This window comes from Caenibius tardaugens NBRC 16725 (assembly GCF_003860345.1).
GTDB classification, from domain to species: Bacteria; Pseudomonadota; Alphaproteobacteria; order Sphingomonadales; family Sphingomonadaceae; genus Caenibius; species Caenibius tardaugens.
On the sequence record NZ_CP034179.1, the window covers coordinates 3190656 to 3208904 of the forward strand.

An 18249-nucleotide genomic window follows, 5' to 3' on the forward strand; every position below is an offset into this window, starting at 1 on the left:
TCATGGCGGTCAAACTCGTTTTTCTCGGCAAGCTGGCCGAACTGGCCGGTGCGGCTGAACGCCAGGTCGCGGCCCCGCTCGATTGGGATGGGTTTCTGGCGCAATGCGATTCCGCGCTGGGCGATGCCGTGGCCGACAGCCGGGTGAAAGTGGCGCTGAACGGGGTGCTGGTGGCGGACAGGCGCGCGCTGCAGGCCGTAGATGGCGATGAAGTGGCGCTTCTGCCGCCAGTCAGCGGAGGCTAGCGATGAAGCAGGTATGCCTGCTCGATGCCCCCTTCGCTGCGGGTGAGGCGGTGGATCGATTCGCCGCCGCGCTCCCGCAGGCCGGCGGGATTGTCAGCTTCACCGGGCAGGTGCGCGCCGGGGATGGCTGCGAAGCGCTGGAACTGCTCCATTATGCGCCGATGACCTTGCCGGGGATGGCTGCGCTGGCCGATGATGCGCTGGGGCGCTGGCCGCTCGACGGGCTGCTGGTCATGCATCGTTGCGGCGTGATGTTGCCGGGGGAAACGATCGTGCTGGTTGCCGCCGCCGCCCGGCACAGACGCGACGCCTTTCTGGCGGCGGACTTCGTGATGGATCACCTCAAGAGCGAGGCATGGTTCTGGAAACGCGAAAAACGTGGCGACACGTGGCACTGGATCGAACCGCGCGCGGCCGATTATTCCGATATTTCGCGCTGGCAATGAAAAAATTGTGCTGATTTGATCGCGATCAAGTCAAGCAGGCCTTCGCACCCCTATCAAGAGATCACCGGCAGCAGGAAAGCCTTCCTTCAGCCGGTACGTATGGCGGGTTGGTCATTGCCTTGACTTACCCATTTCCATTCGGTTTCTCCCCAGACTGGCGCGGGCCTGCTTCGGCGGCCCGCGCGATTTTTTTATGGTCTGTGAGGGTGTGCTTTTATTGCTGTAGTTGCCCTTTCAGGCTGGAAAGCACCGAATCTTCTTCGTGAATCATGCTGTCCACAGCGGTATGGGCCTGCTGCACCGCTTCCCGCGCGCCGCCTTCAATTTCCGTCTGAAGCAGCAATGCGTCGAGATCGGCCATGGCAACCATGGCGCGATTGCGGTGGGCCTCCAGGCCTGAAATGCCGATCTGGGCCGCGACCCAGGAATCGCTCGCTATGGCGGAGCCCCGGGCGCTGTTCACCAGCGTGCGGGTGCGCGGCGCCGCCGCAAGGAAGGCGTGATGTGCCTGCTGCGCCTGCCCCTGCAACTGCGACAGCTTCTGTACCAGCGCGGCGCTCAGTTCCACGGGCGCAGGCGGGGGTGTCGGGTGCGAATCAAAAGCGCCGGAGGCATAGGCCCGTTCGGCATCGCGAATCGCCAGCGAGGGGTAGCGATCAGACGTGCTGGTGCAGGCGGTCAGCCCGGCAAGCAGGGTCAGACTGATAAATGCGGGGCGAACTGGTGTGCAATTCATAGGCGTGCCATAGCATGCCGCGCGCCGCATGCCAGCCGTGAGGCGCAGCAAAGGCTGTATGGCAAGGGGCGGGTCAGGCGATTCACGTCAGGGCCGGATTTGCGGGGATAGCGCGGTGGTGCGGCTTTCCATCGTTGACATGCGGGCGGCTTTTCCCTAACGGCACCCATCTTTCCGGCGCCTGTCATTGGGGCAGGCAGTCGGCGCGTCGTTCGCGATTCCTGGCCATCAGGGCAGGGCAAAAGCGACGTGGCACAGCAAGTTGATTGGATAAGGCACCATGTTCGCAGTAGTGCGCACGGGCGGCAAGCAGTACCGGGTTGCCGCCGGAGACAAGATCGCGGTTGAAAAGCTGGCTGGTGAAGCCGGTGATACCGTTACGCTCGGTGATGTTCTTCTCGTCGGTGACGATGAAGGGCTGAAGGACGCTGGCAAGGTTGCCGTTTCGGCGGAAATCATCGCTCAGGCCAAGAGCGAGAAGGTTATCGTCTTCAAGAAGCGCCGCCGCCACAATTACCGCCGCAAGAACGGCCATCGTCAGCAGCTCACGCTGCTGCGCATTCTGGCTGTCGGCGATGCCGCTGCACCGGCCAAGAAGGCTGCAGCAAGCAAGAAGACCGCGGCCGCTCAGGCCGATTGATCAGAGCCGACGGAGTAGAGCGAAATGGCACATAAGAAAGCAGGCGGTTCGTCGCGTAACGGTCGTGATTCGGCCGGTCGTCGTCTCGGCGTGAAGAAGTTCGGCGGCCAGGAAGTCGTCGGCGGCAACATCATCGTGCGCCAGCGCGGCACCAAGGTGTACGCGGGCGCCAATGTCGGCATGGGCAAGGATCACACCCTGTTCGCGCTGACCGAAGGCCGCGTGCGCTTCCACGAAGGCAAGCTCGGCCGTAAATACGTGTCGGTAGACATGGCCGCAGCCGCGGAATAACGGATGGTATTTCGGGCCATCCACGGGATGGCCCCCGCCGGACTTCTGAAGTCTGGCTGACAGAGGGAGAGGGGCCCCGTCCCGTCTCCCTCTTTTCGTTTGTCTCCCTCTCTCGTTCGGGCCGATCGGCTCACCGCAATACGGGCGTCATGCGCATGATCCAGAAGGTCGTGCGCGGGGGCGCCGAGAGGAGATGACCATGTTTATTCGCAGCGAGCGGCTGTTCCTGCGCCCCGCCTTTCCGGAAGACTGGAAAGAAATCCACGCGGGCATCTGCGACGAATCCGTCGTGCGCATGCTGGCAAGCGCGCCCTGGCCCTATCGGGAAGACGATGCCCGGGCCTTTGTTGCCCGGCCTCAGCACCCCCTGCTGCCGCATTGCCTGATTACTTTGCCCGGAGATGCGGGTGCGCCGATCATCGGTGCGATCGGGCTCGAACGGCGCCAGGATGGCGTGGAACTGGGATACTGGCTGGCGCGGCGTCATTGGGGGCGCGGATATGCCACAGAAGCGGGGCGTGCCCTGCTGGCCAGCGGTCGGGCCGTGGGCCATCGGCTAGTTCATGCGGCCCATGCCCTGGATAACCCGGCGTCGGGCCGGGTGCTTGAAAAGCTGGGTTTCCGCACGACGGGTGAAATCCGGGTGCGGGAAAGTGCGGGCCGTGGCGGTGCCGCGATTGCAACCCGGCGTTATCTGCTGGACTTGGGGCAGGCAGCCGGGTCTGATCCCGAACCGCAAATGCCCGCCGCTGCCTGACCTATAGTTGCTTCCCCCTCCATCCTTGGGGGTTGATGGAGGGGGAAGCTGCGACCCGAAGGGGATGCCTTCGGAGGCGCATCGCCAAAGGTCATTGCTATGCCATAGTTGACGTGCGACTATTACTGGATGATGAGAAAGTGTCTGTTTCTCCCCGGTCAAACCATGTTTTGGCCTGCATCCGAGACGCTACTATCCCTGCCGTCCAATTCGTAGCAAATCTATTGTAGTTTACATCTATGTCAACAAAGAAGCGCTTCTCGACTGCCGAAATTCGTAGTGTAGCACTGCAGGCGGCTGAGGCCATTCTGATCGAAAACGGCCCTCAGGCCGTGACATTAAAGGCCGTTGCGGAGCGAATCGACCGCACCCATGTCAATCTTCTGCATCATTTCGGCTCTGCGACCGGCCTTCATGAGGCGCTGGCCGAATATATGGCGGAACGGCACTGCACGCGAATCATCCAGGCGATCACCGCCTTGAACGAAGGGCGCTGCGATGTTCGGCAAATGGTCGAGGAACTGTTCGATTCGAACAGTGAACACGGCGGGATGCAACTGATGACCTGGCTTTTGCTGACCGGCAATCAGGGCAAGCTCGATCCGGTCATGCAGGCCCTGAAGGATCATATCGACAAACTGGCGGAAAGCTGGGGGGGCGGTGAACATATCGTCAATCTGGCGATCATTACGCATCTGTTCGCGATGGGCGATGCCGTGATCGGCGAATCGATTACCCGCACTTTCGCAGTGCCCCGCGACCGGCCCCGGGATTTGCTGACGAAGTTCGTTGAGGACTGGCTGCAGGCAACTGTCGGCCGCACCAGCGGACCGATGCCGCCTCATGCGCCGCCGAAAGTGTCGCTGGCCGCAGAATAATCAGGCGATTGCTTCGGCCAGCCAATGGGGCGCATGTGCCCGATCGATATCGTCGATCCGGAGATGATCCACCGCCATTTGCAGTTGGGGATAGGCAATGCGTTGCCGCGCCGGGTCTGAACGATCCAGCGGCACGACCGCCAGGCGGCGATTGACCTTCTGCCGCCAGTTCATCCGGGCGGTGTTTTCCTGACCGATAAAACACCCCTTCGAGAAGCTGACACCGTTGAGTTCCGCCGCGTTGCATTCGAGCCAGAGGGTTTCGCCATCGCCCAGTTCGGCAACCCCTTCGGTAACGCCGAGCGCCAGCCGGTGGCGCAGCCATGCGTCATCAGCCGCCGCATCGCTATCGCTGACAGGGCCGATCCAGCGTTCCCCCAAAGCGGCGAGTCGGGGATCGGTCGCAGCGCCATCGCCGATATGATCGCGCCAATGCACGCCGAGATCATCGACCCGGGCAATCGCGATCTTGCGGCGCAGGCGATAGAGCGAAAGCCGCCTAACCAGCGCATCGGCCCGTTCCGCCTCGCAATCGAGCAGCAGAGAATCGCCGACACCCGGCCACACCAGAAAATCGAACAGCGCCTTGCCCTGGGGCGAAAGCAGCCCGGCCCATACCGGGAAATTGCCGGTAACATCGTTGGTGATCAGGCCTTGCAGGAAATCGACGACATTTTCGTCGGGTTCCTGCGGGGAAAGGCGCACCAGCGCACGGCTGAACAGGCGGGTGGCGGTCATGCTGTCGGAGGCCTTTCTACGCTGCGGCGAGCGATGCCATGTCAATGACGAAGCGATAACGGACATCGGCAACAGCCAATCGATCGAACGCCGTGTTGATGGCATCCATGGAGATCATTTCTACATCGGGCAAGACACCCCTTTCCGCACAGAAATCGAGCATTTCCTGTGTTTCGGCAATACCGCCGATGGGCGAGCCAGTAATACGCCGCCGCCCGAACAGCAGCGGGATCGAATTGAGCGTGCCCACCGCGCCGACTTGTCCGACCACCACCAGCGTACCGTCAATGTCGAGCAGGGGCAGGTAAGGCTGCGCATCGTGTTCAACCGGTACGGTGTCGATAATCAGGTCCAGCGTGCTGGCGGCATTGCGCATGGCCTGGGTATCGCCCGACACGAGCAGCGCGTGCGCGCCCAGCGCCAGCGCATCGGCGCGTTTCGCATCGGTGCGGCTGATGACCGTGACATGCGCACCCATGGCAGCGGCCAGTTTCACCGCCATATGGCCCAGTCCGCCAAGGCCGATCACGCCCACGCGCGATCCTGCTTGCACGTTCCAGCGGCGCAGAGGCGAATAGGAGGTGATCCCGGCGCAAAGCAGTGGCGCGGCGCGGGCCACATCCAGCCCCTGCGGCACGCGCAGCACGAATTCCTCGCGCACGACGATGTGTTTGGAATAGCCGCCGCGAGTGGGGGTGCCGAAAACCGGATCATGTCCGCCATAAGTGCCGGTGGCGCCATTGCGGCACATCTGTTCCTCCCCCTTGTGGCACTGATCGCAATCCATGCAGGAATCGATCAGGCAGCCCACGGCCACATGATCGCCCACTGCATGGCGGGTCACGCCGGGGCCGACGGCGATGACGCGGCCGACAATTTCATGGCCGGGTACCGCCGGATATTGGGCATTGCCCCAGTCGTCGTGACAATAGTGGAGATCGGAATGGCAGACGCCGCAGTAGAGGATTTCCATTGCCACATCGCCGGGCCGCAGATCGCGTCGTTCGAAAGCGAAAGGGGCGAGGGGGCTGCTGCTTGTCTGTGCTGCGTATCCGATAGTTTTCATGAAATTACAAATCCTTGAAAAGAGTATTTGCCAATCCTTGAAGCGGATATGCGCGATCCGATCATGGCGTTCTCTCAAGCGGTGTCCACTGGCCAAAACATGCGGCCTGCCCATGGATGGTACCCCCGGCGTCAAGCAGGTTCCACACCGTCGCCTGCGCGATGCGGAAACGGTTTCCGGCGCGCGAAATACGTATGCCCGAATAATCCGAAATATGGTTCCGTTCTGCGACCGCCCGCAGGAACAGGCTCCGTTCGTCCCGCTCCATCGGTTCGGCGGACAGCCGCGATGGCATGCGGATCAGGTCTTCGGCCGCGATCTCGAACAGGGTGAGCGCGGTGCGGTTGGCATAGAAGAAGATGGGATCGGGCTCTGTCCCGTGTGCCAGAATAACCATCGATGAAGCCCACAAGGCCGCGGCAATATCGGTACATGGCGAGGGGAGCAGGTTTTTTTCCGGTAACCAGTCTATAACTTTCGCAAATTAAACCAATGCGTTGCGATCCAGAATTTGCATCGATAATCAGGCGTTCACTGTCGGTCATGGTGCGGTCCATCGGCGGCGGCGATCTGCCTGTCCCTGTGCACAAACTGGCGTTCCTGCTGCGAGAATCAATCCCTCAACCCGCTTTCAACCGCAATATTCGTTACTGCGATGGCAATGGGCGTTGCAGTTCCGTGCGGCAGATGCAAAACCTCGTGCCCGGAAGAGTTTGCATAGAATTTGTATAGAGAGCGAAAGGCACGTTCATGACCGATACGCCGAAAACCATGCCCTATGGCGAGGGCCAGATCAGCTATCACGAAAAGGGTGAAGGCGAAGTGCTGTTCATGCTGCATGGCTCCGGTCCCGGGGTTACGGCATGGATGAACTTTGGTGGTAATATTCCTGTTTTTGCTGAACATTATCGCTGCATTGCGCCCGATCTTCCGGGCTATGGCGGAAGCTCGCCCGTAGCTGGCGATCCGGTGGGCGGGGCCGTGGAAGCGGTGCTGCACATGATGGATCAACTCGGCATCGAAAGCGCCTATATCGTCGGCAATTCCTACGGTGCCATGGTGGGTGGCCGCTTCGCCGCCAATTATCCCGACCGTATCAAGAAGCTGGTGACGATCGGTGGCATTGGCGTGCCGCTGTTCTCGGGCTTCCCTTATGAAGGGATTGCCCGTCTCAGCGAGTTTGTCGAGAATCCCACGCGGGAAATGATCGTCTATTGGCTGCGGTCGATGGTCTACAATCCTGAAATGCTGACCGAAGAACTGATCGAATCGCGTCTTTCGGTCGCGCAGGAACCGGGGGCCAAGGAAACCAACGCGCGGATGTATTCGCGGCAGGTGCTCGATATGATCGCTGCAGGTATGAGCGGGCCGGATGCGGTGCAGGGCTTCGCCTATCTGCCGAAAATCCAGGCGCCGACGCTGATGACATGGGGCCGCGACGACCGCGTGAACCCGCTGGATATCGCGATGTTGCCCTTGCGCCTGATCCCTAATGTCGAACTGCACGTTTTCTCGAAGTGCGGTCATTGGGCGATGATCGAACAGAAAGCCGCGTTCGAGCAGGTCGTTCTCGGCTTCCTCGCACGCTGATCCGGCTTGCCATGATGACAGGGGCGGGGCAGGCTGTTTTTGCAGGCCTGCCCTGTCCTACACGGCGGGTCTGTGGCAAAGGGCGGGCATGGACTTGAGTCTGCCGCCCTTTCGCCGCTCTGCCCGCCTTGCGCAGGCCGCGTGGACAGGGCGCCCGATTTGCGCCCCTTGAACAGTGTCAACTGTGTCAACTTCACACCCCGCTCCAGCAAAGGCTGCCCGATGACCACCGCCCCCGAACTCGTCCTTGCCAATGGCACGATCCACACGCCGTCCGGCCCGTTTGTGGGCGATGTGGCGGTGGCGCAGGGCAAGATCATCGGGGTGGGGCGCTATCCCGATGGTGCCCGGCGAATCGATTGCACCGGGCTCGATATCCTGCCCGGGGTGATCGACAGCCAGGTCCACTTCCGCGAACCGGGGCTGGAACATAAGGAAGATCTCGAAACCGGCAGCCGCGCCGCCGTGATGGGCGGGGTAACGGCAGTGTTCGAAATGCCCAACACATCGCCCAATACCGACACGGCGGACCGCGTGCATGACAAGCTGGTGCGCGCGCATCACCGGATGTGGTGCGACCACGCCTTCTATGTCGGGGCGACCGCGGACAATGCCGGGGAACTGGGCGAACTGGAACGTATCCCGGGCACGGCCGGGGTGAAGATTTTCATGGGCGCGTCGACCGGTAGCCTGCTGGTGGCGGAGGACGAGAATCTGCGCCGCGTGCTGGCCAATGGCGTGCGCCGCGTGGCGATCCACGCGGAAGACGAGGAACGCATGAACGCGCGCAAGGACTTGCGCGTGGAAGGCGATCCGTCGAGCCATCCGGTCTGGCGCGACGATGAAAGCGCGATGCTGGCGACGCAGCGCATCCTGCGTCTGGCGCGCGAAACGCGCCGCCCGATCCACATTCTGCACATCACCACACCGGCGGAACTGGAACTGATCGCGCAGCACCGCGATATCGCGACCTGCGAGGTGACGCCGCAGCACCTGACGCTGGCGGCGGAAGAGGCCTATCCCCGGATCGGCACTTACGCCCAGATGAACCCGCCGATCCGCAGCGCGGCCCATCGCGATGGTCTGTGGCACTGGTTGCGGCAGGGCGTGCCCGATGTGCTCGGTTCCGATCACGCGCCGCACACGCGCGAGGAAAAGGCCAAGACCTACCCTGCCAGCCCCAGCGGGATGCCCGGCGTGCAGACCCTGTTGCCGCTGATGCTGGATCACGTGGCCAAAGGGAACCTGACGCTGGACCGGCTGATCGACATGACCAGCGCCGGGGTGCAGCGTGTGTTCGGGCTGGTTGGCAAGGGCCGGATCGCCACCGGCTATGACGGCGATTTCACCATTGTCGATCGCAAGGGCAGCTTCACCGTCACCGAAGATTGGGTGGAAAGCCGCTGCGGTTGGTCGCCCTTTACCGACATGGAATTGCAGGGCCGGGTGATCGGCACCGTGGTACGCGGCCACGTCGCCATGTGGGAAGGGCAACTGGGCAATCAGGCGGTGGGCGAACCGCTGCGCTTTGCCGGCTGCCTCTGACCACGGCCGATAGCGTTACGCCTCGCTGGTCGCTTTCACGTTCCGGCGTTTGCGCAGCAAATCCCAGGCGAACACCGCAATGGCTATCCAGATGAAGATGAAGCTCCACAACTGGGCGGGCTTCAACGGTTCGTGGAACACGGTCAGGCCCAGAATGAACACGGTGGTGGGTGCGATGAACTGGACGAACCCCAGCGTGGAATAGTCCATCCGGCGTGCGGCGATGGCGAACATCAGCAGCGGTACAGCGGTGACCAGGCCGGAAAAGCTGACGACGATATCAACCGCATGGTTTGTACCGAGCGCCAGCCCTTGTGGCGACAGCATAAGGTATATCAGAATCCCGATCGCGGGCAGGGTGAGCACGAAGGATTCGACCGTCAGCCCCGGCAACGATCCCACAGGCAGGGTGCGCCGGACCACGCCATAGACGGCGAAACTGATCGCCAGCACCACGCTGATCCACAAGGTGGTCAGCGCACCGGCGGCGAGAATGGCCACGCCGAAGGCCGCCAGCGCCACCGCCACCCATTGCGCACGCGACAGCGTTTCTCCCAGAAACAGCGTACCGATCAGCACGTTGATCAGCGGGTTGATGTAGTATCCCAGACTGGCGGCATAGACATGCCCTTGCAGGACCGCGAAGAGATACAGCGTCCAGTTTATGCCAATCAGCAGTGCACTGAGGCACAGCCAGGGCAGGATCTTGCGGCTGAACAGTGCGGCCAGCAGATCGGGCCATTGGCGCCGGAACGATACGATCAGCAGGCAGACCGGCACGGTGCAGAACACGCGCCAGACTACCAGTTCCAGCGGCGGGATCGGTTTGACCATCATCAGGTACAGCGGGAACAGCCCCCACAGGCCGTAAGCGGCCAGTGCATAGGGCAAGCCGCCTCCCGAACGGTCCGGAACATTAGTGGGAGGCACGGCACTTCTCCTGTCAGGTGGCGGCTGTGTAGTCGCACTGTTCAGGCGCGGCAATGCCGATCGGGGAATTCCCGCATAGGGTGGGCGGCACCGGGCGTGCAACGCCACAGAGGTGCGGTCTGCAAGGCCACGGGAAACAAAATCATACACATGTCAGCGATTGTTTAACTATCCTCGATCATGCCCTGCGCCTGATCGTTGCAAGCGAGGATGCCCGATGCCTGCCCTGTGCCCTGTTCCGATGCCGCCGTTCGCGCTAGCTGGCCTTCTGGCCGGTTCGCTCCTGCTGGCCGGTTGTGGTGACGGGGAAAAGGAACGACAGGCCATTGCGCCCGCCAGCAATAACGACCCGGCCCTGACCGGTGCACTGGCAGATCAGATTCTGGTCGATCCCGATCTCGCCGGGCAGAACGAGGTTGCGGCTGGTGGCGCGCTCACCGCCACGGATGGGGCCTTGCCAACGGATAACGATTCCCCTGAACAGATTGCCGCCGCCCGAAGCGAGGCCTTGGCGTTGCTCGGTGGCAGCGGGGCGGTCCGGCCTTTACCCGCCGCACGCGCCATTGCCGCGAAAATGCCCGAAGAGGCGGCGTTCACTGCTGCTGCACGGGCCGCAGCCAGTTCTGCAACCGGGGCACGCTGTGCCGACAAGGTGCGCTACACCGCTGCATGGGCCGCGCGCCTGCCGCAGGCGTTTCCCGTCTATCCGCGCGGGAACGTGCAGGAGGCGGCGGGCACCGACGAAGCGGGTTGCGCGCTGCGCGTGATCAATTTCACCACGCCGGTCCCGCTCGATGATGTGCTGGGGTTCTATTACACCCGTGGTTTGGCCGCAGGGTACAGAACGGAGCGTTTTACGCAGGACGGCTACGACATGCTGGGCGGCACGCGCGGAGGCGCGGCCTTCATGCTCTATGCCCGCCGCCTGCCAACGGGCCGCACCGAAGTGGATCTGGTCACCAGCGGGTGAGCGGCGGCTGGCCCACAACGCGATCAGGCATCGCGAAAGCCCACGCCAATCCCCGCGCGCGGTTGTTCCATTTCGGTGGAACTGACCGGATAGGCGCATTGATCGGCCGTGTAATAGCCGGACGGGCGATGATTACCTGACAGCCCGGTGCCACCTTGTGTGGCGGATGGGGCCGGATTGTGGGTTGGCCGGTTCCAGTTGATCATCCCGGCGCGGCTGTTCGCCCAGAACCGGTTGTAATCCTGCGGGCTGCCGCCGACCAACGCGGCGCAGAGGCCGAAACGCGTGGCATTGGCTTCCGCGATTGCCTGGTCGAAATCGTCACATCGGCTCACTTGCAGCAGCGGGCCGAACAGTTCGACATCGGGGCGTTCGGCCATGGCGGTCACATCGATGATGGCAGGCGACACGAACGGCAGCGCCCCGCGCGGACGCACCATGTGTTTGATCGCCTTGCCCCCGTGGCTGAGCAGATAGAGGAAGCTTTCCGTCAACTGGTCGGCATGATCGGAAGAGATCATTGGCCCCATGAACGCGGCGGGTTCGTCCATCGGTTCCCCTACGATGATCCGGTCCGTCAGTTTCTTCACTTCTTCCATCAGCGGATCGTAGAGCGTGGATTTCACGATCAGGCGCCGGATGGCCGTGCAGCGCAGGCCCGCGCCCGAAAATGCGGACTGGATCACCAGCACCGCCGCATCGGTGATCTTGGGCGTATCCCACACGATCATGGGGTTGTTGCCCCCCATGTTGAGCGACACGAGCTTGCCCGGATTGGCGGCCAGTTTGCGGTTGAGTGCGATGCCGTTCTGCGCGGAGCCGGTGAACAGCACCCCGTCCACGCCGGGATGCATGGCCAGCGCAAGCCCCTGTGCCCCGGTGCCCTGCAGCGTTTGGACAACCGCCGCATCGATGCCCGCATTGTGGAAGCATCGTGCCAGCAGTTCCGCCGTTGCCGGGGCATAGTCGCTGGGCTTCACAATCACCGCATTGCCCGCGATCAGCGCGGGAATGATGGCACTGGCGGGGATTTCTGCGGGGGAACAGTAGGGGCTGATAATCGCCAGAACCCCATGCGGCTTGTGCCGCAGGGTCGATGTGCCCTGCAGCGCGGAATCGAGCTTGCGGCGTGGATTGCGTTCGGAATAGGCGCGCACCGAGATTTCGACGAGATCGATCACATTGCCGACCTCGTTACGGGCATCCCACAGCGGCTTGCCGGTTTCGCGGGCGATCAGATCCGCCAGCGCATCGTATTCCTTGCGCACTTCGTTGGTGAAGCGGCGCAGCAGTTCGATGCGTGTGGCCAGCGGTTGCGCGGCCCAGACCGGCCAGGCGCGGCGCGCGATCCGGACCGCTTCGTCCAGATCGCCGGGCGCGCCGCGCCACAACACCGCACCCGTTGCCGGTTCACAGGAAATGATCGGTTCGTGGTTCACTACGAAAAATGGTCTCTGGCTATGGGCCGATTCCCCTATCCCCTAGCCAATAGAAGAAGAGTGTTAAAGCGCGGTACTGCATAACGAAACCGGTGCGTGCGAAATCCCGCCGATAGCCCTGTCAGCCGATTGGCTTTTGCCCGGCGGGGGCAGCGGATCGCCCATGGCATTGCCCATGCGGCGGATCGCGGCGATCTTGGTTTCCAGTGTGGACCAGTCGTCATGGCTGTCGATCGGTGAGCAGATGGCTTCCACTTCATCGATCAGCAGCGCCTCGGGGTGATTGCCTGACCAGTAGCTATCATTCCGTTCCAGCGGCTGGAAACCCTGCAAGGCGTCGGCCAGTTCCCCTTGCGCGGCGCGCCCGCCCTGGTGCGTGAAAAAGAACAGATCGGGCGATGCAGCGGTTTCGCGCATCCCCGCCTCGGCCGTGGCGACAAGCTGGAGATCGCGTTCCGGAGAGAGTGGCGCGACGCCCAGCCGCCAAAGGAACCGGCGCACGAGATTCTGCTGATAGAGTGGGCCAAACCGTTCGAGCGCGGCCACCAGCGGCTGCGATTCGGCAAGGGGGCGCAAGGCGACGGCCAGTTGGGCGCAGTTCCATGACAGCGCTTCCACCTGCCGGCCGAAGGCATAGAGTCCGGAATGGTCGAAATAGGCGGCGGTAAAGCCCATTTCCCACTGTGGTAGCCAGCGCCACGGGCCATAGTCGAAGCTTTCGCCGGAGATGTTCATGTTATCGGTATTCAGCACGCCATGCACGAACCCGGCGGTAACGTAGCTGGCGGCCAGATCGGCCAGCCGTTCGACCACCTGATTAAGCAGGATGACCGCCGGTTCATCGCGGCCGGGGGCATCGGCCGGGGGCAGGTTGCCGGGGTATTGTTCGAGGCAATAGGCGACCAGTTGTTCCAGCGCGGCATGTTCTTCCAGCACGGCTAGCCGCTGGAAGGTGCCGATACGGATATGTCCATGACTGAGCCGCACCATCACTGCGGAACGGGTGGGCGAAGGTTCGTCATTGCGCCACAGGTCTTCCCCCGTTTCGATGACGGAGAAGGTCTTGCTGGTATAGGCGCCCAGCGCTTCGAGCATTTCGGTGGCGAGAATTTCGCGCACGGCCCCTTTCAGCGTCAGCCGGCCATCGCCGCTGCGGCTGTGGGGGGTCTGGCCCGAACCTTTGGTCCCAAGATCGAGCAAACGCCCTTCGCCATCGCGCAATTGCGCGAACAGAAACCCGCGACCATCGCCGATTTCCGGGTTGAACACGCGGAACTGGTGCCCATGATAGCGCAAGGCCAGCGGTTGCGGGAGATTGCCGGGCAGCGGTTCGAAGCGGCCGAAATGGCGGACCCATTCGGCATCGCTCAACCCGTCCAGACCGACGGCCTTGTCCCAGCGACGATTGCGGAAGCGCAATTTCGTTGCAGGAAAATCGGCAGCCGCGACCGGATCGCCAAGCCAGTCGGCGATAGCGAGAATTTGCGGGTCGGGCGTGTATGGGGCGGCTTGCGGTTCTGCTCGCATATCGCGATAGTGGCGGCGACAGCCGTGCGGCGCAAGCCGGATGGTGCGAATTTTGCAAAATGGGGCGTTTGGATGGCCGGTTCGGGTACGCAGGGCACCACCGACTACGAAGACAGATTCTGGACCAGCCCCGATGGGCTGAAACTGCATTACCGGGATTATGCCGGACCCGATACGCGCCCGCCGTTGCTGTGCCTGCCGGGGCTGACGCGCAATGCCCGCGATTTCGAAGGCCTGGCCAACCGTTTCGCCGGCGAATGGCGGATGATCTGCGTCGATCTGCGCGGGCGGGGCGATAGCGAATATGCGAAAGATTGGGAAAGTTACAATCCGCTGACCTATCTTGCGGATATCGAGGCGCTGTTGGCGCAGGTGGGTATGCGCCGCTTCGTGGCGATCGGCACGTCGCTGGGCGGGTTGCTGACCATGCTGCTGGCGGCCACCAACGCGCAGCGCATCGCCGGGGCGGTTCTCAATGATATCGGGCCGGTGATCGAACCGGAAGGGCTGGAACGCATCCGTTCCTACGTTGGTCAGATGCGCAGCTTCCCGACATGGATGCATGCGGCGCGCGCGCTGGAGGAAAGCTTGGGCGATATCTACCCCGATTACACTATCCCGGAATGGCTGCGGATGGCCAAGCGCCTGATGGACTACACCGGGAATGAACGTATCGCCTTCGATTATGATATGAAAATCGCAGAGCCGTTCCGCCAGCCGGGCGGGGAAACCGCCAGCCCCAATATGTGGCCGGCATTCGAGGCGCTGGCCGGGCGGCCGGTGCTGGCATTACGCGGGGCCTTGTCCGACATTCTTTCGGACGCGACGTTGAAAGTGATGTGCGCGCGCCTGCCCGATGCGGAAGGGGTGACGATCACCCGCACGGGGCATGCGCCGACGTTCGATGAACCCGCAGCACTGGACGCGGTTGCCCGTCTTCTGGCCAAAGTTTCATGAGCGGAAAGCGCGCGCCTTTGCGCTTTCTCCATTGTCATTCGACTTTCGATGCGGGCGGCAAGGAATTGCGCAGTGCGCGGCTGATCAATGCCTTCGGACCGGGTATCACGCATCACATCGTATCGGGTGAACCGGGTGCGCTTTCTGCCCGGAGCTATATTTTGTCTTCGATACCAACGCAGTATCCCGAAGACTTCCCTCCGCTTAGCGGGATTCCCACCCCGGTGCGGTTGCATCGCATCGCCGATGCCATGCGGGGCTATGACCTGATCCTGACCTACAACTGGGGCGCGATGGATGCGGTCATGGCGCATACCATGTTTTCCCGTTCTTTCGGCCTGCCGCCGCTGGTGCATCATGAAGACGGCTTCAACGATGACGAGGCGGCCGGTCTCAAGCGTTCGCGCAACTGGTATCGCAGGTTGGCGCTGGGGCGGGCGGATGCGCTGGTTGTCCCCTCGCGCGGGCTGGAAGCGATTGCCCGCAATGTCTGGCTGCAACCGGCGGACCGGGTGCATCGAATCGCCAACGGGATCGCGACGCGGGCGTTCACGAAGCAGGCGCGCAAGGATGTCCTGCCCGGGCTGATCAAACGGAATGGCGAATTCTGGGTGGGTACGCTGGCCGGGCTGCGCAAGGTCAAGAACCTGCCGCGGCTGGTACGTGCCTTTGCCGGGCTGCCGGACAACTGGAATCTGGTGATTCTCGGTGAAGGGCCGGAACGTGCGGCGATCCGTGACGAGGCGATTCGCTGCAATATCGTGCATCGCGTGCATTTGCCGGGGTTCACCGAACCGGCAAAGGTGATCCGGTTGTTCGATATTTTCGCGCTGTCATCGGATAGCGAACAGTTCCCGCTTTCCGTGGTGGAAGCGATGGCGGCGGGCTTGCCGGTGGCGGCCCCTGCGGTGGGGGAAGTGGCGCAGATCGTGGCCGAGGCGAACCGGCCCTATATCGTGGCGCCTGGCGATGAAGCGGCGCTGGCCGCCGCGCTGGAGCGACTGGCGCAAGACCCGGGCCTGCGCAAGGCACTGGGCGCGGCCAACAGGGAACGGGCGCAGGAACGCTTCGATGAAGCGGGCATGATTGCGGCCTATAGTGCGCTTTACGGCGGCGTGATGGGGATGGAGAGCCTGTGATGGCCTTCTCATGGCGGGGTAAACAGGCCGTTTCAGGCGCGGTTAACCTCCAAAAGGCTTGATTGACAGGGGACAGCTTGGCTTTCCCCGTTGAATTGAGCGTTCCATCCGCTAAACAGCCCCATCGTTCCAACCGCCTTATACGGCCATCGAAAGCGAAAGCGCCCGCGTGGCACTCAGACCGAACCGCCCTCAATCCCGTGCAGACCAACTCGCCGAACGCAAGGCGGCAGAGGATAATGCGCTGCTGCGCGAAGTCGATGACGCGGTCCGTCAGGACCAGATGAAGAGCGCGGCCAAGCGTTTCGGGATTCCCGTGCTGGCTGCGGTGGTCGCGGGCCTCGTCGGGTTCGGCGGGTATCTGCTGTGGCATGAGAACAGCGAATCCAGTCGCGAAACGGCATCGGAAGACCTGGTGCGCGCCATCGATACGCTGGGTGCCGGTCACAATGATGCGGCGGACAAGGCGCTGGCCAAAGTTGCGCAGGATGCAAGCCCGGGCGCGGAAGCCGCTGCCCAATTGCTGCGCGCAGGTATTGCGCTGGAACAGGGCCGCAAGGATGAGGCTGTGAAGCTGTTCAACGCGGTTGCAGGCAACAGCAGCGTACCCGCGCCCTATCGCGATCTCGCGACCATTCGTGCGGTTTCCGCCAATTTCGATGCGATGAAGCCTGAAGATGTGATCGCCAGGCTCAAGCCGTTGGCCGAACCGGGTGATCCGTGGTTCGGCAGCGCCGGTGAACTGGTTGGTGCTGCCTATCTGAAGCAGGGCAAGGCCGATCTGGCTGGCCCGCTGTTCGCTTCGATTGCCAAGGACAAGGACGTACCGGAAACCCTGCGCAGCCGCGCCCGCCAGATGGCCGGGCTGCTGGGCGTGGATGCGATTACGGATGCGGATACACTGGTGCAGCAGGCCGCCGCCGCCGCTGCGAACGGTGCGGCGGATGCGCCCGCCGGTGCACCATCGGCACAATAATCTTTGAGAGGATTTCGCCAATCATGACCCGGAATTCGGCACGTCGTTACCTTGCAATGCCCTTTGCCTTGTTGATGGCCACAAGCCTCGCGGGCTGCGGTGTCATCGGCGGCAAGGACAAGCCCACCACCCCGACGATCGGTAATCGCGTGCCGGTGCTGTCCCGCATTGAAAGCGGGGCCAAGGTCGATCCGGCACTGGCCCGCGTTTCGGTTGTTCTGCCGACGGAGCAGATCAACGATCAGTGGGCACAGGCCGGTGGCCCGGCATCGAAGGCGTCAGGCCATCTGGCCCTGTCGTCCAGCCCGGTGCGTGTGTGGACGGCATCGGTTGCCGGCAGCAATGGCAAGCGCCGTCTCGCCGCCGCGCCGGTGGTGGGTAACGGCCGCCTCTACGTGATGGATACCGATGCCACGGTGCACGCGTTCGACGCGGAAACCGGGCGCAGCGTGTGGCAGACCCAGCTTCGGGTTGCCGGTAACCTGCAGGCGTCCGCCTTCGGCGGCGGGGTCAGCTATGCCGATGGCAAGCTCTATGCCACCAACGGCGTGGGCGAAGTCGCCGCGTTGGATGCGAACACGGGTGCGGAACTGTGGAAGGTCAAGGCTGGCGGTCCGCTGCGCGGATCACCCACGATCGCCTTCGGCGCCGTCTACGTGATGACGCAAGACAACCAGATCTACGCGCTGGACAGCAGCGATGGTTCGCCGCTCTGGCAGGAATCGGGTGCGACGGCTTCGGCGGGCGTATTCGGAGTGGCTGCCCCGGCAGCAGGGCAGGGCACTGTGGTGGCCGGGTACAGCACCGGCGAACTGGTTGCCTATCGCTATGAAAACGGCCGTACCCTGTGGGCGGACGCATTGGCGCGGACATCGATTTCCACGCAGGTCGGCACGCTGACCGACGTGGATGCCGACCCGATTATCGATGGGGGCCGGGTCTATGCGCTGGGGCAGGGCGGCCGTATGGCTGCCTATGAACTGGTCACCGGCCAGCGTCTGTGGGAATTGAGCCTTGCCGGTATTTCGACCCCGGCCGTGGCGGGGGAATGGATTTTCACCCTGACCGATGATGCCCGGCTGCTGGCGATTGCCCGTTCGACCGGCAAGGTCCGGTGGATCACGCAGCTGCGCGAATGGCGCAAGGCCAAGAAAAAGACCGGTCAGATCTTCTGGACCGGGCCGGCGCTGGCAGGCAATCGCCTGTGGGTGGCCAATTCGGAAGGCGAGCTCTACGCGGCCAGTGTCGAGGATGGCTCGGCCACGGAATTCGCCGATCTTGGTTCCTCGGTTTCGCTGCCGCCGCTGGTCGCCAACCGCACGCTTTTCGTCATGAACGATGACGGGAAGATCACGGCGTTCCGTTAAGTACTAAGGCTG

The 18249-nt window shown here is 62.8% G+C and carries 20 protein-coding genes; 13 read left to right on the forward strand and 7 right to left on the reverse strand.

All coding sequences use genetic code 11. From position 1 onward, the window contains the following. The first annotated feature begins 2 nt into the window (after window positions 1-2). Both EGO55_RS14995 and EGO55_RS15000 read left to right on the forward strand, forming a co-directional pair. Window positions 3-245, forward strand: coding sequence for a MoaD/ThiS family protein (locus EGO55_RS14995; RefSeq protein WP_021688563.1), 243 nt, complete (start codon window positions 3-5; stop codon window positions 243-245). 2 nt (window positions 246-247) lie between these two features. Further along, window positions 248-691, forward strand: coding sequence for a molybdenum cofactor biosynthesis protein MoaE (locus EGO55_RS15000; RefSeq protein ID WP_021688562.1), 444 nt, complete (start codon window positions 248-250; stop codon window positions 689-691). Window positions 692-905: 214 nt separating this feature from the next. Here the strand turns inward: EGO55_RS15000 and EGO55_RS15005 are convergent, their stop codons facing one another. Continuing rightward, complete coding sequence (locus tag EGO55_RS15005; RefSeq protein WP_021688561.1) at window positions 906-1427, reverse strand: hypothetical protein; 522 nt, start codon at window positions 1425-1427, stop codon at window positions 906-908. 280 nt (window positions 1428-1707) lie between these two features. Here EGO55_RS15005 and rplU point away from each other — a divergent pair, with 280 nt between their 5' ends. The 4 genes from rplU to EGO55_RS15025 all read left to right on the forward strand — a co-directional run bounded on the left by rplU (window position 1708) and on the right by EGO55_RS15025 (window position 3993). Next, window positions 1708-2067: a 50S ribosomal protein L21 gene (gene rplU, locus EGO55_RS15010; RefSeq protein ID WP_021688560.1), complete on the forward strand. Its 360-nt coding sequence runs from the start codon at window positions 1708-1710 to the stop codon at window positions 2065-2067. A gap of 24 nt (window positions 2068-2091) precedes the next feature. Beyond that, a complete protein-coding gene (gene rpmA, locus EGO55_RS15015; RefSeq protein WP_021688559.1) occupies window positions 2092-2358 on the forward strand; it encodes a 50S ribosomal protein L27 in 267 nt (88 codons plus the stop codon). A 199-nt stretch (window positions 2359-2557) separates the two neighbouring features. Continuing rightward, on the forward strand, window positions 2558-3115 hold the full coding sequence (locus EGO55_RS15020) for a GNAT family N-acetyltransferase (RefSeq protein ID WP_021688558.1): 558 nt from the start codon (window positions 2558-2560) through the stop codon (window positions 3113-3115). A 239-nt stretch (window positions 3116-3354) separates the two neighbouring features. Then, the gene (locus EGO55_RS15025) at window positions 3355-3993 is read left to right on the forward strand and encodes a TetR/AcrR family transcriptional regulator (protein ID WP_021688557.1); all 639 of its coding nucleotides are present in this window, start codon (window positions 3355-3357) and stop codon (window positions 3991-3993) included. Here the strand turns inward: EGO55_RS15025 and ygfZ are convergent, their stop codons facing one another. The 3 genes from ygfZ to EGO55_RS15040 all read right to left on the reverse strand — a co-directional run bounded on the left by ygfZ (window position 3994) and on the right by EGO55_RS15040 (window position 6269). Then, window positions 3994-4731 carry a CAF17-like 4Fe-4S cluster assembly/insertion protein YgfZ gene (gene ygfZ, locus EGO55_RS15030; RefSeq protein ID WP_021688556.1) on the reverse strand — a complete coding sequence of 246 codons (738 nt, stop codon included), beginning with the start codon at window positions 4729-4731 and terminating at the stop codon, window positions 3994-3996. 16 nt (window positions 4732-4747) lie between these two features. Then, the gene (locus EGO55_RS15035) at window positions 4748-5797 is read right to left on the reverse strand and encodes an NAD(P)-dependent alcohol dehydrogenase (protein ID WP_021688555.1); all 1050 of its coding nucleotides are present in this window, start codon (window positions 5795-5797) and stop codon (window positions 4748-4750) included. Window positions 5798-5858: 61 nt separating this feature from the next. Next, window positions 5859-6269, reverse strand: coding sequence for an MEKHLA domain-containing protein (locus EGO55_RS15040; RefSeq protein ID WP_429860917.1), 411 nt, complete (start codon window positions 6267-6269; stop codon window positions 5859-5861). Window positions 6270-6547: 278 nt separating this feature from the next. Here EGO55_RS15040 and EGO55_RS15045 point away from each other — a divergent pair, with 278 nt between their 5' ends. Together EGO55_RS15045 and EGO55_RS15050 are read left to right on the forward strand one after the other, a co-directional pair. Next, window positions 6548-7387 (forward strand): alpha/beta fold hydrolase, encoded by an 840-nt coding sequence (locus tag EGO55_RS15045; protein WP_021688553.1) that lies wholly within the window; start codon window positions 6548-6550, stop codon window positions 7385-7387. 222 nt (window positions 7388-7609) lie between these two features. Continuing rightward, window positions 7610-8932 (forward strand): dihydroorotase, encoded by a 1323-nt coding sequence (locus EGO55_RS15050; RefSeq protein WP_021688552.1) that lies wholly within the window; start codon window positions 7610-7612, stop codon window positions 8930-8932. A 15-nt stretch (window positions 8933-8947) separates the two neighbouring features. On the opposite strand, the gene rarD is transcribed toward EGO55_RS15050, so the two are convergent. Next, window positions 8948-9862: an EamA family transporter RarD gene (gene rarD, locus EGO55_RS15055; RefSeq protein WP_021688551.1), complete on the reverse strand. Its 915-nt coding sequence runs from the start codon at window positions 9860-9862 to the stop codon at window positions 8948-8950. A gap of 217 nt (window positions 9863-10079) precedes the next feature. Here rarD and EGO55_RS15060 point away from each other — a divergent pair, with 217 nt between their 5' ends. Then, a complete protein-coding gene (locus tag EGO55_RS15060; RefSeq protein ID WP_021688550.1) occupies window positions 10080-10832 on the forward strand; it encodes a hypothetical protein in 753 nt (250 codons plus the stop codon). A gap of 23 nt (window positions 10833-10855) precedes the next feature. On the opposite strand, the gene EGO55_RS15065 is transcribed toward EGO55_RS15060, so the two are convergent. Together EGO55_RS15065 and EGO55_RS15070 are read right to left on the reverse strand one after the other, a co-directional pair. Further along, on the reverse strand, window positions 10856-12271 hold the full coding sequence (locus tag EGO55_RS15065; RefSeq protein ID WP_021688549.1) for a succinylglutamate-semialdehyde dehydrogenase: 1416 nt from the start codon (window positions 12269-12271) through the stop codon (window positions 10856-10858). A gap of 63 nt (window positions 12272-12334) precedes the next feature. Further along, window positions 12335-13798: a protein adenylyltransferase SelO family protein gene (locus tag EGO55_RS15070; protein WP_124916800.1), complete on the reverse strand. Its 1464-nt coding sequence runs from the start codon at window positions 13796-13798 to the stop codon at window positions 12335-12337. Window positions 13799-13870: 72 nt separating this feature from the next. Here EGO55_RS15070 and EGO55_RS15075 point away from each other — a divergent pair, with 72 nt between their 5' ends. The 4 genes from EGO55_RS15075 (at window position 13871) to EGO55_RS15090 (ending at window position 18237) form a co-directional block, all read left to right on the forward strand. After that, window positions 13871-14755, forward strand: a complete 885-nt coding sequence (locus tag EGO55_RS15075; RefSeq protein WP_021688547.1) for an alpha/beta fold hydrolase — start codon at window positions 13871-13873, stop codon at window positions 14753-14755. Continuing rightward, window positions 14752-15894, forward strand: coding sequence for a glycosyltransferase family 4 protein (locus EGO55_RS15080; RefSeq protein WP_021688546.1), 1143 nt, complete (start codon window positions 14752-14754; stop codon window positions 15892-15894). The genes EGO55_RS15075 and EGO55_RS15080 overlap by 4 nt, the downstream gene beginning before the upstream one ends. Before the next feature lie 169 nt (window positions 15895-16063). Next, on the forward strand, window positions 16064-16870 hold the full coding sequence (locus tag EGO55_RS15085; protein WP_021688545.1) for a tetratricopeptide repeat protein: 807 nt from the start codon (window positions 16064-16066) through the stop codon (window positions 16868-16870). A 23-nt stretch (window positions 16871-16893) separates the two neighbouring features. Further along, window positions 16894-18237 (forward strand): outer membrane protein assembly factor BamB family protein, encoded by a 1344-nt coding sequence (locus tag EGO55_RS15090; protein ID WP_021688544.1) that lies wholly within the window; start codon window positions 16894-16896, stop codon window positions 18235-18237. Window positions 18238-18249 lie beyond the last annotated feature (12 nt).

Excerpts from the sequence above, each read along its gene's own strand:
- EGO55_RS15020 (WP_021688558.1), top strand. The coding sequence starts at position 2,558 with ATGTTTATTCGCAGCGAGCGGCTGTTCCTGCGCCCCGCCTTTCCGGAA.
- EGO55_RS15025 (WP_021688557.1), top strand. The coding sequence starts at position 3,355 with ATGTCAACAAAGAAGCGCTTCTCGACTGCCGAAATTCGTAGTGTAGCA.
- EGO55_RS15050 (WP_021688552.1), top strand. The coding sequence starts at position 7,610 with ATGACCACCGCCCCCGAACTCGTCCTTGCCAATGGCACGATCCACACG.
- EGO55_RS15060 (WP_021688550.1), top strand. The coding sequence starts at position 10,080 with ATGCCTGCCCTGTGCCCTGTTCCGATGCCGCCGTTCGCGCTAGCTGGC.
- EGO55_RS15090 (WP_021688544.1), top strand. The coding sequence starts at position 16,894 with ATGACCCGGAATTCGGCACGTCGTTACCTTGCAATGCCCTTTGCCTTG.
- rplU (WP_021688560.1), top strand. The coding sequence starts at position 1,708 with ATGTTCGCAGTAGTGCGCACGGGCGGCAAGCAGTACCGGGTTGCCGCC.
- EGO55_RS15005 (WP_021688561.1), bottom strand. The coding sequence starts at position 1,427 with ATGAATTGCACACCAGTTCGCCCCGCATTTATCAGTCTGACCCTGCTT.
- EGO55_RS15070 (WP_124916800.1), bottom strand. The coding sequence starts at position 13,798 with ATGCGAGCAGAACCGCAAGCCGCCCCATACACGCCCGACCCGCAAATT.
- EGO55_RS14995 (WP_021688563.1), top strand. The coding sequence starts at position 3 with ATGGCGGTCAAACTCGTTTTTCTCGGCAAGCTGGCCGAACTGGCCGGT.
- EGO55_RS15000 (WP_021688562.1), top strand. The coding sequence starts at position 248 with ATGAAGCAGGTATGCCTGCTCGATGCCCCCTTCGCTGCGGGTGAGGCG.
- EGO55_RS15045 (WP_021688553.1), top strand. The coding sequence starts at position 6,548 with ATGACCGATACGCCGAAAACCATGCCCTATGGCGAGGGCCAGATCAGC.
- EGO55_RS15075 (WP_021688547.1), top strand. The coding sequence starts at position 13,871 with ATGGCCGGTTCGGGTACGCAGGGCACCACCGACTACGAAGACAGATTC.
- ygfZ (WP_021688556.1), bottom strand. The coding sequence starts at position 4,731 with ATGACCGCCACCCGCCTGTTCAGCCGTGCGCTGGTGCGCCTTTCCCCG.
- EGO55_RS15080 (WP_021688546.1), top strand. The coding sequence starts at position 14,752 with ATGAGCGGAAAGCGCGCGCCTTTGCGCTTTCTCCATTGTCATTCGACT.
- EGO55_RS15035 (WP_021688555.1), bottom strand. The coding sequence starts at position 5,797 with ATGAAAACTATCGGATACGCAGCACAGACAAGCAGCAGCCCCCTCGCC.
- rpmA (WP_021688559.1), top strand. The coding sequence starts at position 2,092 with ATGGCACATAAGAAAGCAGGCGGTTCGTCGCGTAACGGTCGTGATTCG.